A 16,195-nucleotide genomic window follows, 5' to 3' on the forward strand; every position below is an offset into this window, starting at 1 on the left:
AGCGCTTCTGGTTTTTGGAACAACTGTGCGCACACGATGGCCGACGAAACCGCCGCGGTGGGGGAAGTGATTGAGGCCACGACCCGACAATTTGTGGCCGAGGTATATGAGGAGGCCGACGCGCCGGACTTTGGGGCCTGGGTGCGCGTGGAGCCGGACGGGGCGCCGACGCTCTACGGGCTGGTAAGCCACGTGGAGACGGGGAGCTACGACACGAACCGGCAGGCCGTGGCACTCGGCCTCTCGCCCGAAGAGCGGGCCCAAGAGATGCCGATGGTGGACGAGCTGCTCCGCACCACCGTCCGCGCACAGATGCTGGCCTGCCGGGGGCCCGACGGGGACATCCGGCAGACCCTTCCGCCACAGCCCCCGGACATCCACGACTTCGTCACGCCCTGCACGGACCCGGAGGTTCGGGCCTTCGCGGCGCCCTACGACTTCCTCCGCACCCTCGTCGAGCACCCGGACCCGGACGTGCCCGTCGACGACCTTCTCGTGGCGGTGCTCCGCGGCATCCACGCGGCCCACGGCGGGGAGGGGGGCGGCCGCGAACCGGTCGTGCGGGCCGGACGTGCCCTAAGCCGGCTTCTGGACGACGACCACGAGCGCCTGCAGTCCATTCTCCGGCGGGTGCTGTAACCCCCATCGCGGTGCGGGGGCGTAACTTCTTCGGGGCGAGGCCGTTATTCGATCGCCCCACAGCGTCCGATGGACTCTCCTTACACATCCCATGTCCGAATCGCCCGCCCCGCCGGACGAGCCGTCCCGTTCCGAGGTCGTCCGGGACGTGGTAATCTTTCAGGCCAAGCTGTGGCTTGAGGGGGTCAAAGACGTGGCCCTGATGCCCCTATCGTTCGGCGCGGCCGTTCTGGACTTCGTCGTTGGGAGCTCCACGCTCTACGCCGTGATGAAGCTCGGCGACCGGTTTGAGCGATGGGTTCACCTGTACGGCGCGCTGGGGGACGACGCCGCGGCATCGTCCGACCCCCGGTCGGGCGGCTGAGCCCGACATCCGGGCGGCAGGCCCAGTCGAGGGCGAGGCGCACCCATCAGAGACCAATCAGAGGATGACCCCAACCCGAATCGGGAGGACCAGGGTGGTCGACTCCTGGCCGACGAGGAATCCAGGGTTGAACTCGACGAACAGCGAGCTTTCGTCGAGCAGCCACGCCCGGCCGACGCCCAGGTTGAAGGTTGGGCCGCTCTCGGTGTTCGTGTCGCCGAACGGGACGTAGGCGCCCGCCCCAGCGTGCACGTACATGTTTTGGGCGCGAGCGGTGGAGAACGACACGATGGCCGATACCTGCGGGTCGAGGGCGAAGGCCGCCTGGTCGCGCCCCCGAAAGATAAAGCCCGTCAGGCCGGATCCCAGCGCCAGGGATACATCGGAGTTCAGGGGCGTGGACGCCCGAAAGTGAAGGCCGGGGCCCACGTTGCCGCTGGCCGTACTTCCGAGCATCTGGATGCCGAGTCCGAACCGAGAGGGGCGGTCGTCCTGGGCCTGTGCCGGGGCCAGAGAGAGCGTGAGCCCGAGAAAGAGCAGGAGACACGAGAGGCGTCGCATGGAAGAACGAGGGGGTGGAATCAAGGAGAAGGGCGCGTCGTAGCACGTACCAGTCCGAAGGGACAGAGACTGCCGAGATCCTCTCGACTGCCTTTCGGAACGTACGTTTCCGGGAGGCGATGATCAATAGGAACGGCACGCGACCGGCTGCGTGCCGCCCCTCCTCCGCGTATATTCGCCGTTCTCTCATCTTTCGACGCGACAGTCATGCCTCAGCCCGCTCCGCCCGATCCCAAGACGGCGCCGTCAGCCCCCGACGTGTCCACCGCCGAGACGTGGGACCCGACCGCCTTCGATCCGCCCGACTTTTACGACCTCGAAGCGCTTCTGTCCGAGGAGGCCAGGCACGTCCGGGACGACGTGCGAACCGTCGTGACGGAGGACGTGATGCCCATCATTGAGAAGTACGCCCAGCGCGGCGAGTTTCCCCGTCACCTGATCTCGACATTCGCCGAGCACGGCCTCCTGGGCTCCACGCTTCCCGCCGAGTACGGCGGCGAGGGGCACAGCAACATCGCCTACGGCCTGATCATGCAGGAACTGGAGCGGGGCGACTCCGGCCTCCGGTCGTTCTGTTCGGTCACGGGTGCCCTGGTGATGTACCCCATTTGGCAGTACGGCAGCGATGCGCAGCGGGAGCGCTGGCTGCCGGCCCTGGCGAATGGCGAGGCCATCGGCTGCTTCGGGCTCACGGAACCGGACGTCGGCTCCAACCCCGCCGAGATGCAGACCCGCGCCCGGCGCGACGGAGACGGCTGGGTGATCGACGGACACAAGCGGTGGTCCACCAACGCCACCATCGCCGACGTCGCCGTGATCTGGGCGAAAGACGAGGACGACACGGTGCGCGGCTTTCTGGTGGAGACGGACCGCGACGGCGTCGAGACGCCCCCCATCGACGATTCATGGTCGCTACGGGCGGCGGTGACGAGCGAGGTGGTGCTCGATGGCGTGCGCGTTCCGGATGCGGCCCGCCTGCCGGAGGTATCGGGGTTGAAGGGCCCCCTCTCGTGCCTGACCCAAGCCCGGTACGGCATCTGCTGGGGCACCATCGGGGCGGCCATGGCCTGCTTCGATACGGCCCGGCAGCATGCGCAGAACCGCGAACAGTTTGGGGGGCCCATCGGCCGGTTCCAGCTCATGCAGGAGCGCCTCGTCGACATGGTGCAGGAGATCACGAAGGCGCAGCTCCTGAACTGGCGCCTGGGCACCCTCAAGGAGGCCGGCACGATGCGCCCGCAACAGGTCTCCCTCGCTAAGCGCAACAACTGCCAGACCGCCCTGGACGTGGCCCGGTCGGCCCGGCAGGTGCTGGGGGGGAACGGCGTCACGAGCATGTATCCGGTGATGCGCCACATGAACAACCTGGAGAGCGTGGTCACCTACGAAGGCACCCACGAGGTACACACCCTCATCGTGGGGGAGGACGTCACGGGGCTGAACGCCTTCACGTAGAGGGCACGGCCCGTCTGGGCGCCGACGAATGCCGTCGCCGATGAGGCCGTTACAACGACGCAACGGACGATCCCCCGGCCGGGTCTGGCACCGGATTTGTGCACTACTATGGTGCTATGGAACGGCCGGATTTGCCCTCTGAGATGAGGCCAGCCGTCAGTCTGTCACGGGGCATTGGTGATGGAGTGACGGCCCCGACACGACATTCCGACACCGCATCCGCTGAATAAACCAATACCCTGACCCATATGCCTACGACCAAGACGCAAACGACCGACACTGCACACGGCGAGCCCTGGCGCCCGCAGCAGATGATCGAAGACAACCCGATCGGGCTGGACGAGGAGGTTGTCGAGCAGTTGATCCCGAAGCTCGATGAGATCCAGTGCACGCTCTGGACCCTGTACCACCAGTACCAGAAGCACCACTGGCTCGTCGAGGGACCGCAGTTTAACGACCTCCACCTCTTCCTCGAAGAGAATTACGAGGAGGTCCACAAGTACCTCGACCGTGTGGCCGAGCGCATCACGGCCCTGGGCGGCATCCCGACCAGCGCGCCCGACGCGCAGGCGGAGCTGTCCCACGTGGAGCACGAGCCGGAAGGCACCTATCGCGTCCGACAGATGCTCCAGCACGACCTGGACGCGGAGCGCACCCTCGCCGAGATCCTGCGGGAGGTTATCTCGGAGGCGCAGGACCTCGGAGACCCGGGGACCGAACGCACGCTCAAGAAGGCACTGACCAAGGTCGAGGATCGGGCCCACCACCTCGATCACTTCCTGGGTGAAGACAGCCTGGAGCACGGGCGTCCGAACGGCGAAACCGCCTAGCCCCCCCCTGTCGCGTCCGCATCCGTGTGGACGAACACACGCAAGAGCCCGGTGTCGGCCTGTCCGGCACCGGGCTTTTTATGTGCGGGGGCCGTGTGCGGACACAACGACTCGGCCGAGGGGAATCGTCCGGGTGGCCGTGCCGGATTCAAAACACATCGATCACAAAGTCCCTCGGAACGACCGTCCCGCAGCGAGCGTGATCTACCGGCGCTCTTCTCCCAACGGGTCGCCGTGCCATCCCGCCGTCGACCGCCTGTCTCTTTGTCACCTCCGAATATTTTAGTTTCTATGAAGCGTTTGGTTGTCGTTGAGTCCCCGACCAAGGCCCGGACCATCCGAGAATTTCTTCCGGAAACCGGGTATCGCGTCGAGGCGAGCATGGGACACATTCGGGACCTTCCCGCGTCGGCGGACCAGATTCCCTCGGAGTACAAGGACGAAGACTGGTCGCGGCTCGGGGTGAAGGTGACCAATGGGTTCGAGCCGCTCTACGTGGTGCCGCCGGACAAAAAGGAGGTCGTCCGGGACCTGAAACAGGCCGTGTCGGACGCGGACCGGCTCTACATCGCGACGGACGAGGATCGGGAGGGCGAGTCGATCGGATGGCACCTCATCCACACCCTCGACCCCGACGTGCCGGTCGAGCGGATGGTCTTCCACGAGATTACGGAGGACGCCATCCAGCGGGCCCTGGACGACACGCGCGACATCGACCAGCACCTCGTGGAGGCGCAGCAGACGCGTCGCATCCTGGACCGGCTCGTGGGGTATTCGATCTCGCCGCTGCTCTGGCGCAAGATCAAGCCGAAGCTCTCGGCGGGCCGCGTGCAGAGCGTGGCGGTGCGGCTGCTGGTGCGGAAGGAGCGGGAGCGCATCACGTTCGTGCCGGCCACCTACTGGGACCTCGACGCGCAGCTGGCCAAGCAGGGCCTCGGGGTGGAGGCCGAGATGACGCACCTGAACGAGGTGCGGCTCGCGTCCGGCAAGGACTTTGACGAGGACACCGGGCGGCTCAAAGAGTCGCTGACTGAAGGGGAGGACGTGGTGTTGCTCGACGAGGAGCAGGCCACCGCCCTTGCCGAGGGGCTCCCGGAGGCAAGGTGGCGCATCGACGACATCAAAGAGCGGACGCGCACGAAGTCGCCGTTCCCGCCGTTCATCACGTCCACCCTCCAGCAGGAGGCCAACCGCAAGCTCAATCTCTCGTCGAGCCGGACGATGAGCGTCGCGCAGTCGCTCTACGAGAACGGCTACATCACCTACATGCGGACCGACTCGACGAACCTGTCGTCCGAGGCGGTGGAGGGGGCCCGGCGCACCGTCGCCCAGCGGTACGGCGACGAGTACCTGAGCGACGGGGTGCGCCAGTACAGCTCCTCGGACAGCGCCCAGGAGGCGCACGAGGCCATCCGGCCGGCCGGGTCGGAGATGAAAACCAAAGACGAACTCGGGCTGAGTGGCATCGAGGCGGCGCTCTACGACCTGATCTGGAAGCGGATGCTGGCCACCCAGACGGCGGACGCCAAGGTTCGCTACACGAACGTGTACTTCGACGCCGAGGTGGACGGGGACGTGGCCCGCTTCCGCGCCTCCGGCAAGCGGCTTGACTTTCCCGGCTTCTTCCGCGTGCTGGTGGAGGGGAGCGAGGACCCGGAGGCGGCCCTGCGGGACCAGGAGCGCCCCCTGCCGCCGCTCGAAGTGGGGGAGACCGCGGCGCAGACGGCCGACGATGAGGGATTCCAGGTCCGGTCGGTCGAGCCGCTCGGGCACGAGACAAAGCCGCCGTCCCGCTACACGGAGGCCTCCCTCGTTGAGACCCTCGAGGAGGAGGGCATCGGCCGCCCCTCCACGTACGCCTCCATCATCGGCACCATTCAGCAGCGCGGCTACGTGCGGAAGAAGGGCAGCGCGCTCGTGCCCACCTTCACGGCCTTCGCCACGAATAACCTGATGGAGACCCAGTTTGAGCCGCTGGTGGACGTCCACTTCACGGCGGAGATGGAGGACGTGCTCGACGACATCGCCCGGGGGCGCAAGGACCCGACGCCGTACCTGCGAGACTTCTACAAAGGAGAGGAGGGCGTCGAGACGCGCGTGGAGCAGGGGCTCGACGACATCGACCCCAAGCAGATCAGCGAGATGTCGTTTCCCGATCAGTGGGGCGAGTACGTGGTGCGCGTGGGCAAGTACGGCGCCTACGTCGAGGGCGAAATGGACGGGGCCACCGTCACCGCCTCGATCCCCGACGACCTGGCGCCCGGCGACACGACGGAGGAGCGCCTGCGCGAGATTCTGGAGGAGGCCAACCGGGGCGACCGCGTGCTTGGCATCCACCCGGAGGCCAGCCTCCCGGTGCTGCTCAAGTCCGGCCCCTACGGCCCGTACGTCCAGCTCGGCGACGACGAAGAGGAGGACGACCCGAAGCGCGTCTCGCTCCCGCCGGACGTGGAGCCCGAGGACGTCGATTTCGACCTTGGCGTCCGGATTGTCGACCTGCCCCGCACCCTCGGCGAGCACCCGGACACCGGGAAGGAGATTGAGGCCGACATCGGCCGCTACGGGCCGTACGTGCGGCACGAGGGCACCTTCGCGTCGCTGCAGAAGGGCGACGATGTGCTGGAGGTGGGGCTGGAGCGCGCGCGGGAGCTGATTCGGCGCAAGGAGAACCGCAACCAGCCGGATCGGGTCCTCGGCCCCCACCCCGGATCGGACGAGCCGGTGGAGGTATGGAATGGCCGCTACGGGCCGTACGTGAAGCACGACGGCACCAACGCGTCCCTCAAGGACGACCAGTCGATCGACGACGTGACGATGGACGACGCCCTCGACCTGCTGGCGGAGAAGGGGGACGAGGCCACCCAGAAGGTGCGGGAGTAGGTCGTGAGGTGCGTGCGCAACACAGGAGAGACCAAGATCACGCAGCACGAATCAGGCATCACGTTTCGCGCAGCACGCATCAATACTCCGGAGAGTGCTCCTCCCGGAGCGACGCCAGGATGGCCAGGTAGCTCTCGTGCCGCTCCGCGTGGACATCGCCCCGCTCCACGGCGGCCTTCACGGCGCAGTTGGGCTCATGGTCGTGCGTGCAGTCCGGAAACTGACAGGCGTTGACGTAGGGGGATAGGTCGGGAAAGTAGTGGGCCAGGTCCTTCGGGTGCACGTTGCGCACCCCAAACTCGCGGACGCCGGGGGTGTCCACCACGTAGCTGTCGTCCGAGAGGGCATGCAGCTCGGCATGGGTCGTGGTGTGGGTGCCCTTCTCGGTGGTCGAACTCACGGAGCCCGTTCGCAGCTCCAGGTCCGGCTCCAGGGCGTTGAGGAGCGTGGATTTGCCGGCGCCGGAGGGGCCGGTGATGGCGTTGACCTGCCCGTCGAAGGCGTCGCGGAGCCGGTCGAGCCCGAGTCCCTCCGTGGCGCTCGTCGCAAGCACCGGATAACCAAGGTCGGCGTACCGCAGGTGCAGGTCCATGACGTCCGGCAGGTCGTCCTGCGTCATGAGGTCGATCTTGTTAATGATCAGGCCCGCCGGGACGTCCTGCGCGGCCGCCCCGACGAGCAGGCGGTCGAGGAACCGCGGGTTGAGGGCGGGCCGCCGCACGGCCTGCACGCTCCAGATGCGATCGACGTTGGCCACGAGGACGTGCTCCTGGCCCTCCCGCGGCCCCGCGGCCCGCCGGCTCAGCTTGTTCGTCCGCTCGTGGATGTCCGTGATGAAGCCGGTCTGGTCCTCGTCGGCCACCCGGAGCGTTACTCGATCCCCGACGGCAATCGGGTTGGTGACGTCCTGTCGAGTCAGCCGAAACTTGCCCCGCATGCGCGAGGGAATGGTCCGGTCCCCGACCTGCACGTCGTACCAGCTGCCGGTTGAGCTCGTCACGACCCCTTCGAGAAGGGGGCCATCGGACGTGTCCGTCGGGGGGGGAGAGGTCATACCTGAACGTTTGATCGGGAAACCATCTGTTCCTACTGCACGTCAGCGTGACGCCGACACTTGGCACTTCCGTGTAGATGCTGTCTCTAAACGAGGCCCCGCGCCCAACAGTTCGTTCCCATGCCGACCGATGACGACTACGAGCAGACCCGCCGCCGCTTCGACGAGCTCGAGGTGGAGCAGCAGGCTCAGTTCCTCATTGAGGCCTCCGCCTCGGCCCTGGCGAAGGGCATTGAGCAGGCGGGGAAGGCGCTTGCCGATGGACTCGAGGACGCTGTTCGGCGTCCGCATCGGTCGTCGTGCGGGTCTCAGCCCGCCGGGCCGGGCGCCGCGGAGCCGGAAACGGCCCAGCGACAGGCCCCGAAGGGGGGACCGAAGGGCGGCGGAGGTGCGCCCGCCGATGCGGACGCCTAGCCCCGAGCAGAGAGCCCGCGGCAGCAGACGCCTCCTTTCATCGACCCGCCCCGACACATGTCCCAGGAACGTTCTTCGGAGCGCCGCGAACCCCACAACCTGAACTGGCTCGGGAAGACGGTCCATGCGGGGGGCACTGTGCTTCGCCTGACGGCCAACCTGGTGGAGGCGACTGCCGACCGGGTCTCGAGTATCGCCGCCGAGTCCAAGAAGGCGTTCGACCGTGAGCTTGATCCGAACATTGAGGAGGCCCGGGTGATCGAAGAAACCCCGCGCCGGGACGCCGAGCCCGAAGCGTAACGGGCCCCGTTCACTTCTCTTTTCGGTGGAAAGCCGATCCCACCCCCGTCTGCTCCCACTGACGGCCGGGCCGCACTGCCCGAACGCGTCTCGGGGGCCTCAGTCCGCCCTTTAACGGTCGCGGCGGATGCACCAGCAGGCCTGCCTCGCGTCCGGAAGCAGCAAGCGGGCCGGTCAGGACGACGAGAAGACGTGCTTCTGGATGGCGGTGTCGAGCTCGTCGCGCTTGAAGGGCTTGGAGAGAATGCCGTCCACCTCGTCGTGGGCAGATTCGGTCTCGGTGTAGCCGGTCAGCAGCACCACGGGAAGGGCGGGGGCCTCGTCCTTCAGGGCGTGGGCCAACTCCGCCCCCGTCATCTCGGGCATGCCGAAATCGGTAAACACGATGTCGTACGCGCCGGCGGAGAACATCTCCAGCGCCTTCGCCCCCGATGCGGCCCGATCCACCTCGTGGCCGCTGAGCGTGAGGAGGCGCGTGACGGTGGAACGGACCATCTCCTCGTCGTCCACCACGAGGATGGACACCCCCTCGGGCGCTGCCGGCTCGTCCGACGGCTCGTCCACGGGGGCCTCGGCGGCGGGGGCCGGATCGCCCTCGGCGGGCGGGAAGGTGAGGGTAAACCGCGTGCCCTCGCCGGGCTCGGACGACACGTCGATGGTGCCCTCGTGCTCCTGCACGATGCCGTAGCTGGCCGCGAGGCCCATGCCGGTGCCGTCGTCGCCCTTCGTGGTGAAGAGGGGCTCGAAGATGTTCTGCTGCACCTCGTCGCTCATGCCGATGCCCGTATCGCCGACGTCGACGCACACCTGCCCGGCCCGGTCCGTGTAGGTGTCGAAGCGGAGCGTACCGCCCTCGGGCATGGCCTGGACGGCGTTCAGGACGAGGTTGACAAACACCTCGCGCAGCTCGGACGCGGCCCCCAGAACGTCCGGGACGTCCGCCAGGTCGGTCTCGACCGAAATTTCGATGCCCTGGCGGCGGGGCTCGTTGTACCAGTACGGCTCGGTGAGGGTAATGCAGTCCTCGATCAGGTCCGTCAGGCTCAGGGGCTCGAAGTGCTGCTGAGTGTCGTGACGGATGTAGCGCTGGAGCTTCTCGATGAGGGCCGCGCCGTCCTCCGCCGTCGTCTCGATGGTTTCGATGGAGGGGCGGATCGAATCGGTCAGCGAGGCGCGCTCCACCTGGTCCTTGAGAAGTTCAACGTGGCCGATCAGGCCGCTCAGCAGGTTGTTCAGGTCGTGGGCCACGCCCATCGTCATGCGGCCGAGGGTTTCCATGCGGTGCCGCTGGGTCTGACTCAGCATCCAGGACGGCGGCTCGGCCAGCACCTCCCCGCTCGCCGTGACGGCGCGGGGGCTGTCCTCCCCGGAGGCATCGTCGTGCACGGGAATGAAGTTGAGCAGGACGGGAAGGGGCTCCTCGCGGTGATGGGTTTGGGCGGACACGAGCCGGTTGGTGACGAGGGACCCCTTCCGGGCCCGGAGCACCGCGGACTCGGCCACCTCCTGGTCCTCGTCGGACAGGCGGGCCCAGGGCCGATCGCGGGTGCCAAGGATGGAGGTCCACGGGTCGTTGCAGTATTGCGCGTCGCCCGACAGGGAAAAGGTGGCCGTAAGCAGTTCGGGCTCTACGGTGGGAACCGGACCGGACGCATTCTCGCCGGGCGAGGGAGGGCCGTTGCCCGAGGGCAGCGCGTCCGGGTCGAGGTCGCGTTCCGTCATCGGGTAATCGGCGGACGGTGAGTCGCGCTCGTCCGGCCGGTCGGGCGCATCGGGAAGGGGCTCTCTGTTGGGGGAGGGCTCCGTGTTGAGGTGCTCCTCCAAGGCGTCGAGAAGGCGTTCGGCGTTCTGGGGCGGCACGATGACCCGGCTTTTCAGGCGGGCCTGCACCGTCCCGGGCACGATCCGAACGAAGTCCACCACGACCTCCTCGGGCGACGACCGGACCAGGACCGAATTTGCGTAGGTGCCCTCGGCCATCTCCTCGTCCACGTCGAGGGGAAGCTCCTCCGGAACGTCCCGGAGGCCGTTGAAGTCCGGCATGCGCAGACGGCTCGTGCGGACCGTCTGGTCGGGGGCGAATTCGAGCGTCGCTACGCGGCCCCGTTGCCGTTGCTCTGCCCCACATCGGCGAGCGCGCTGATGAGGTCGCTCTTGGTCAGAATCGAGTAGCTGCCTCGGCTCTCCGGGCCGTGATCGACCAGCACGGCGCCCGCGTCCTCTTCCAGGTAGGCGGAGAGGTGCTCGAGGTGCAGGGAGGCCGGAACCACCGGAAACGGCGTGCCCATGATGTCGCGGACGGGGGCTTTGCGGGACTCCGGGTCCTCGATGAGCTCGTTGAGGACGCGTGTTTCGGTAATGCTGCCGACAACCTCCTGGTCCGCGTCCAGGACGGGCATCTGTGAGATGCCCTGGTCGGTCATGGTTTCGATGACGTTGCCGAGGTTGTCGTCCGGCGCGGCGGCGATCACGTCCGTCTCTTCCTGCTGCACGTTGAGGACCTTGTCGGCCGTCACGTCGGGGCTCTTTTCCAGGAAGCCGTGGTTCTGCATCCAGTCGTCGTTGTAGGTCTTCGACAGGTAGCGGAAGCCCGAATCCGGAAGCAGGACGACCACCACGTCGTCCGGCGAGAGCTCGTCGCGGTGGGCCTTCACCCACTGGAGGGTGCCGGCAACGGCCAACCCGCAGGACTGTCCGATGAAGAGGCCCTCCTCCCGCGCCAGCCGGCGCGTCATCTGCATGGACGCCTTGTCGCCCACCTCCACGAAGTCGTCGACGACGTCGAAGTCCATGTTGTCGGGAAGAATGTCCTCCCCCACCCCCTCGGTGAAGTAGGGATAGATCTCGTCCTCGTCGAAGACGCCCTCGTGGAAGTACTTGTGAAAGACCGACCCACAGGGATCCACCCCAATCACGCTAATGTCGTCGTCCTGCTCCTTCAGGTAGTTCGCCGTGCCGCTGATGGTGCCCCCCGTTCCGGCCCCCGCCACAAAGTGCGTGATTCGGCCCTCCGTCTGCTCCCACAGCTCCGGCCCCGTCGTCTCGTAGTGGGCCTTCGCGTTGGCGGGGTTGTCGTACTGGTTCAGGTAGATCGAATTGGGGATCTCCTCGGACAGGCGGCGGGCGACCGAGTAGTAGCTGCGGGGATCGTCCGGCTCCACGTTGGTGGGGCACACCAGCACCTCGGCGCCCAGGCCCCGGAGCACGTCCACCTTCTCCTGGCTCTGCTTGTCCGTGGTGGTGAAAATGCACCGGTACCCCTTGGCGATGGCGGTGATGGCGAGTCCCGCGCCCGTGTTGCCGCTGGTCCCTTCGATGATGGTGCCGCCCGGTTCGATGCGCCCCTCCTTTTCGGCCTCCTCAATCAGTGCACGCCCAATCCGGTCCTTCACCGAGCCCCCCGGGTTGAAAAACTCCACCTTCGCGAGAATCGTGGGGGGGAGGTCACTGCCAATTTCATTCAGCCGAACCAGGGGCGTGTCTCCGATCGTGCCGAGGACGCTGTCGTGCCACATAGGCATAGGTAAAGAAAACAGGTGAGCGGACGGGGGGTGAGAACGAGGGCGGGGGAGTCCACAGGTGAGACTCCGCCACTACTTGTAAAAATAACACGACGGGCAACGGTTTCGGGGCGGACGACCCATGCCTGGAACGGAGCCGCTATTTGCGGGCCCACCAGAGCACGAGCAGGGCCACCACGGCGAACGTGAGGTGGGGAAGCCAGGCGGTCCAGGCCGGGCTGAGGGTGCCGGCGTACCCGAGCGGCTCCGCGAGCTTCTGAACGGAAAGGTAGACGAAGGCGATGAGCAGCCCGATGGCGAACCGAACAGCCTGCCCGCCGCGGCGGCGGGTGGAGGCGATGGGCACCCCAATCAGAACCAGCAAAAGATTGGCGAAGGGGTACGCGAACTTATTGTAGTAGGCGACCAGCGGCCGCGTGAGCCCCCCGACGCCGGACCGGCGCAGGGCCGCCAGGTACTCCGCGGCCGCCGGAATGGTCATGGCCGCCACGTCATTTTTTGAACGGGCGAGGTCGCGGGGGTAGACCTGAAGGGTTGTGTCCAGTGAGGCGATGGTGCGTTTGCGCTGCGTCTCGCCCTTCACGAACGTGCGGCGTGTTACGTCGTCCAGCCTCCACACCTCGAGGGAGTCGTCCCATTCCATCCGGTTGGCGTCGACCCGGCGGGCCAGGCGGGCGTCCCCCGCCAGCTGCTGGAGGGAGACGGTGTGGGCCCGCTCGCGGTCCGCGTCGTAGTAGCCCACCGAGAGGATGCTGTTGGGGCCGTTTCGGCGGTGAATCTCGCTCGTCTGGACGCTCTTTTGGTTGCCGGGCAGGTATTCGTTCTCGTAGCGCACCACCACCTCGTTTGTCTTGGGCACCACCCATCCGTTGAACCCGAACATGAAGACGGTGACGAGCAGTCCCACCCCCAGGTACGGCCGCAGGAGCTGGTAGAGGGACACCCCGGAGGTCTGCAGGGCCACGAGCTGGAGCTCCTGCGCGAGGGTGCCGGTCAGGTAGATGCAGGACAGAAACAGCGCCAGCGGGGAGGTGAGCCGGATGATTTCCGGGACGTAGTTGGGGTAGAAGACCGTAAACACCTCCCAAATGGTGGCCCCGCCGTCGAGGAAGTCGTCGCTGTACTCGACCCAGTGCAGCACGATGAAGAAGACGAGGAGGGCCCCGACGAACAGTACGAAGCCCTTCAGCAGCCGCTTGATGATGTGCCGTTCGAAGGTCGACATGGCAGCGGGGGGGCGTGAGGGGAGAGGGCGGGGCGGACGGGATCGCTTGCGAACACCCCGCAAAAATGAGCAGCCTGCTAGACCTTGTCCGCCCCGACCATTTACTTGCCAGCAAATTCGACGTTCATCCAATCCGCCCTACTCCATGAAGCTCCACGAATACCAAGCAAAAGGTCTCTTTCGCGACTACGGCGTATCGGTTCCGGACGGCATCGTGGCCGAGACAGTCGACGCGGCCGTCGACGCGGCGCGCCGGCTGGAGGAGGAGAACGACGCCACCTTGTTCATCGTGAAGGCGCAGATCCATGCCGGCGGGCGCGGCAAGGGGGGCGGCGTCAAGCTCGCCCACAGCGTCGAGGAGGTCCGCGAGCACGCCGACAACATTTTGGGCATGGACCTGGTGACCCACCAGACCGGCCCGGAGGGCCAGACGGTCCGCAAGATTCTCGTAACCGAGGGCGTCGACATCGACCAGGAGTACTACTTGGGCGTCACCCTGGACCGGGAGACGAGCATGAACGCCATCATGGTGTCGACCGAGGGCGGCGTCGACATCGAGACGGTCGCGGAGGAGTCCCCCGAGAAGATCCAGCGGGTGTGGGTGGACCCCTCGATTGGCCTGCGGCCGTTTCAGACCCGCCAGCTCGCGTTCGCCATGGGGCTGGAGGGCGATGCCTTCAAGCAGGCCGTCGCGTCGATTCAGGGCCTGTACGAAGCGTTCGAAGAGAACGACTGCACGCTCGCGGAGATCAACCCGCTCGTGCAGACGCCCGGCGGCGACATCGAGGCCGTCGACGCGAAGGTGAACCTCGACGACAACGCGCTCTTCCGCCACCCGGACCTGGAGGAGATGCGCGACCTCCACGAAGAGGACCCGACGGAGGTGAAGGCCGGGGAGCACGGACTGAGCTACATCACGCTCGACGGCAACGTGGGCTGCATGGTGAACGGCGCCGGCCTCGCCATGGCGACGATGGACATCATCAAGCTGGCCGGCGGGGAGCCCGCGAACTTCCTCGACGTGGGCGGGGCGGCAAGCGCCGAGACGGTGGAGGCGGGCTTCCGCATCATTCTGGAGGACCCGAACGTGGAGGCCCTGCTGCTCAACATCTTTGGCGGCATCGTGCGCTGCGACCGGGTGGCCCAGGGCGTCATCGAGGCGGCCAAGAACATCGACATCGACGTGCCGCTGATCGTCCGCCTGCAGGGCACCAACGCGGAGGAGGGCAAGCGGCTGCTCGACGAGAGCGACCTCTCGCTCCGGTCGGCGGTCCTGCTGAAGGAGGCGGCCGACGAGGTGACCGCGGCGCTGGGGGAGGACTAGTGCAGGCCGGCGGGACGGGACGCGCTACTCCTGTGCAGCCGAGCCGCTTGCCGCGCCGCCAAACCGGACGCGGAGGCCAATTCCGAGAAGTTGATTTACCGAGTCGAAGGGGCCGGTAATGCTTCCCTTAGGTGGGCGTTCTACTTGAACGTCCTCGGGATAACTTGTGCCGTCAATGGCGTTGTCCGGAAGGGTGAAGTTGAATCGGGACTCCACGAAGAAGGACCACGTGTTGCTCAGAGGAATGTCGACCCCGCCGCCCACGGAGGGGCCAAACCCCGGACTGGCAATGCCCCCGCCCCCGAAGGTGACATTGGCGCCTGCGTCCAGGTACGCCGCAACCGCCTCGCCCGCAGCGCCAAACGTATAGCGAACCAGAAGTTGCGGCGTGTGTCGCCAAGAGTCCGCGATGTCGTTGTTCCCCGTCGAGTATCCGACAATTGGATAGTTGCCAGTCTGAACACCGAGCACGAGGGCCAAGTTTGAGGAAAACTCGTATCCGAGTTCGGCCGTAAAGAGGTACGGGGCCCCGAATCCGGTGCTTGCCTCCTGAAAGTCAAAGGGATGACCGGTGGTCCCAACCGGAAGGTCGCCGGTGTAATCCGAGAGGCCGACCCCGATAAGTTTAAGAAAGAGCCCTCCCTCGTTACGTCGCGGGGGAGCAGGAGAAGGCTCTTCTGTATCGGTCTCCGCGTCTGCTGTATTTTCGATATTCTCCTCCCGCCGCACCAAGGAGACGAACAGGTCGTAGGCAGGCGGGTCGTTGACCGGATCGGCCGTGTACCCGGGATCGATCTGGAGGATATTGGTGACCGCGGAACGGGCCTGGACGAGGGCGCCCTGTCGCAGTGACGCCAGCGTGATGAGCCGATACGCCTGGATCACGATCTCGTCGTCAAAGGCCGACCGGTCTGTGCACTGAGAGGCGAGTGTGACTGCCTCCTGGTAGTTGCGGTTCAAGTACGCCTCCTCCGCAGCCGTTACGGTACCGGTGCACGGAGACGCTGTGTCTTGTGCGTGGACGGTTCCTGGGGAGACCGCCACGAGTGTCCCGCAGGTCAAAAGGGCGAGTGCGAGGACGCGTCGCGCTGTGATGCTACGACGGGCACGTTGCCACGGGAAAGCAACGGAGGGACGAGACATTTACGCTAGGGCGTTTAGGGAAGTAAACTGTTCGGCACTTAGCAAAAGGGTCACTTGGCGAAGGAAGCTCTCAGTGAGAGAAAATGGGACCTGTCTCGGCAATAGAAGAAGGCCCGAACCGCGTCACCCCGCAGGGCACAGGCACGGATGCATGCCATTCCGTCGATGCTGCTCAATCAAAGCTTCGTGCTTGCTGTATCGCCCTGCTCCGAAGACGATGCCGACCGTAATTTTTAAAGACGATCGCGGTGACGGGGTCTGTCATCGGTTGAGTACGGGTGCCTCGTCGTCTGTCTGACCCAATATCGCATTATGATCTAAAATCTCTCATCTCTAAAATCTCTCATCAACGTGTGCACGCTACCAAAGTAGCTTCGGTGTCCTCCAGAGAGACAGAGAAGCCGCTCGTGCGGTGATTCACAACCTTCGACGCCTTCCCCCCAGCCCAAGTGCTGGGCGTCCGGTTCAGTTTAAACTTGGAAGAT

Annotated in this window: 14 protein-coding genes; 8 read left to right on the forward strand and 6 right to left on the reverse strand. The window is 66.1% G+C overall.

Annotated features, from left to right (window positions below; genetic code table 11):
• The first annotated feature begins 36 nt into the window (after positions 1-36).
• Both OJA40_RS13785 and OJA40_RS13790 read left to right on the forward strand, forming a co-directional pair.
• Entirely contained in the window at positions 37-639 is a 603-nt protein-coding gene (locus OJA40_RS13785) for a hypothetical protein (RefSeq protein ID WP_208426514.1), read from the forward strand.
• Between the two features lie 91 nt (positions 640-730).
• On the forward strand, positions 731-1,003 hold the full coding sequence (locus OJA40_RS13790; protein ID WP_263808582.1) for a hypothetical protein: 273 nt from the start codon (positions 731-733) through the stop codon (positions 1,001-1,003).
• A gap of 57 nt (positions 1,004-1,060) precedes the next feature.
• Here OJA40_RS13790 and OJA40_RS13795 read toward each other — a convergent pair whose 3' ends face one another.
• Positions 1,061-1,564: a hypothetical protein gene (locus OJA40_RS13795; RefSeq protein ID WP_013061647.1), complete on the reverse strand. Its 504-nt coding sequence runs from the start codon at positions 1,562-1,564 to the stop codon at positions 1,061-1,063.
• A 207-nt stretch (positions 1,565-1,771) separates the two neighbouring features.
• Here OJA40_RS13795 and OJA40_RS13800 point away from each other — a divergent pair, with 207 nt between their 5' ends.
• The 3 genes from OJA40_RS13800 (at position 1,772) to topA (ending at position 6,729) form a co-directional block, all read left to right on the forward strand.
• A complete protein-coding gene (locus tag OJA40_RS13800; protein ID WP_208426515.1) occupies positions 1,772-3,019 on the forward strand; it encodes an acyl-CoA dehydrogenase family protein in 1,248 nt (415 codons plus the stop codon).
• A gap of 248 nt (positions 3,020-3,267) precedes the next feature.
• Entirely contained in the window at positions 3,268-3,849 is a 582-nt protein-coding gene (dpsA, locus tag OJA40_RS13805) for a DNA starvation/stationary phase protection protein DpsA (protein WP_112903693.1), read from the forward strand.
• A 291-nt stretch (positions 3,850-4,140) separates the two neighbouring features.
• Positions 4,141-6,729: a type I DNA topoisomerase gene (topA, locus tag OJA40_RS13810; RefSeq protein WP_263810914.1), complete on the forward strand. Its 2,589-nt coding sequence runs from the start codon at positions 4,141-4,143 to the stop codon at positions 6,727-6,729.
• 79 nt (positions 6,730-6,808) lie between these two features.
• On the opposite strand, the gene rsgA is transcribed toward topA, so the two are convergent.
• On the reverse strand, positions 6,809-7,783 hold the full coding sequence (gene rsgA, locus OJA40_RS13815) for a ribosome small subunit-dependent GTPase A (RefSeq protein WP_208426517.1): 975 nt from the start codon (positions 7,781-7,783) through the stop codon (positions 6,809-6,811).
• Between the two features lie 120 nt (positions 7,784-7,903).
• Between rsgA and OJA40_RS13820 the strand changes: the two genes are divergently transcribed.
• Together OJA40_RS13820 and OJA40_RS13825 are read left to right on the forward strand one after the other, a co-directional pair.
• On the forward strand, positions 7,904-8,197 hold the full coding sequence (locus OJA40_RS13820; protein ID WP_263808578.1) for a hypothetical protein: 294 nt from the start codon (positions 7,904-7,906) through the stop codon (positions 8,195-8,197).
• 57 nt (positions 8,198-8,254) lie between these two features.
• A complete protein-coding gene (locus OJA40_RS13825) occupies positions 8,255-8,497 on the forward strand; it encodes a hypothetical protein (RefSeq protein WP_208426519.1) in 243 nt (80 codons plus the stop codon).
• A gap of 174 nt (positions 8,498-8,671) precedes the next feature.
• Here OJA40_RS13825 and OJA40_RS13830 read toward each other — a convergent pair whose 3' ends face one another.
• The 3 genes from OJA40_RS13830 to OJA40_RS13840 all read right to left on the reverse strand — a co-directional run bounded on the left by OJA40_RS13830 (position 8,672) and on the right by OJA40_RS13840 (position 13,243).
• Positions 8,672-10,540, reverse strand: coding sequence for a DUF3467 domain-containing protein (locus OJA40_RS13830; protein WP_263810915.1), 1,869 nt, complete (start codon positions 10,538-10,540; stop codon positions 8,672-8,674).
• A gap of 50 nt (positions 10,541-10,590) precedes the next feature.
• Positions 10,591-12,018, reverse strand: a complete 1,428-nt coding sequence (locus OJA40_RS13835; protein WP_263808576.1) for a cystathionine beta-synthase — start codon at positions 12,016-12,018, stop codon at positions 10,591-10,593.
• Positions 12,019-12,157: 139 nt separating this feature from the next.
• Positions 12,158-13,243, reverse strand: coding sequence for an LptF/LptG family permease (locus OJA40_RS13840; protein WP_263810916.1), 1,086 nt, complete (start codon positions 13,241-13,243; stop codon positions 12,158-12,160).
• Positions 13,244-13,388: 145 nt separating this feature from the next.
• On the opposite strand from OJA40_RS13840, the gene sucC reads away from it, so the two are divergent.
• The gene (sucC, locus tag OJA40_RS13845; RefSeq protein WP_011403880.1) at positions 13,389-14,567 is read left to right on the forward strand and encodes an ADP-forming succinate--CoA ligase subunit beta; all 1,179 of its coding nucleotides are present in this window, start codon (positions 13,389-13,391) and stop codon (positions 14,565-14,567) included.
• 24 nt (positions 14,568-14,591) lie between these two features.
• On the opposite strand, the gene OJA40_RS13850 is transcribed toward sucC, so the two are convergent.
• Positions 14,592-15,611 (reverse strand): hypothetical protein, encoded by a 1,020-nt coding sequence (locus OJA40_RS13850; protein WP_263810918.1) that lies wholly within the window; start codon positions 15,609-15,611, stop codon positions 14,592-14,594.
• Positions 15,612-16,195: the final 584 nt, after the last annotated feature.

Source organism: Salinibacter pepae, from assembly GCF_947077775.1.
GTDB classification, from domain to species: Bacteria; Bacteroidota; Rhodothermia; order Rhodothermales; family Salinibacteraceae; genus Salinibacter; species Salinibacter pepae.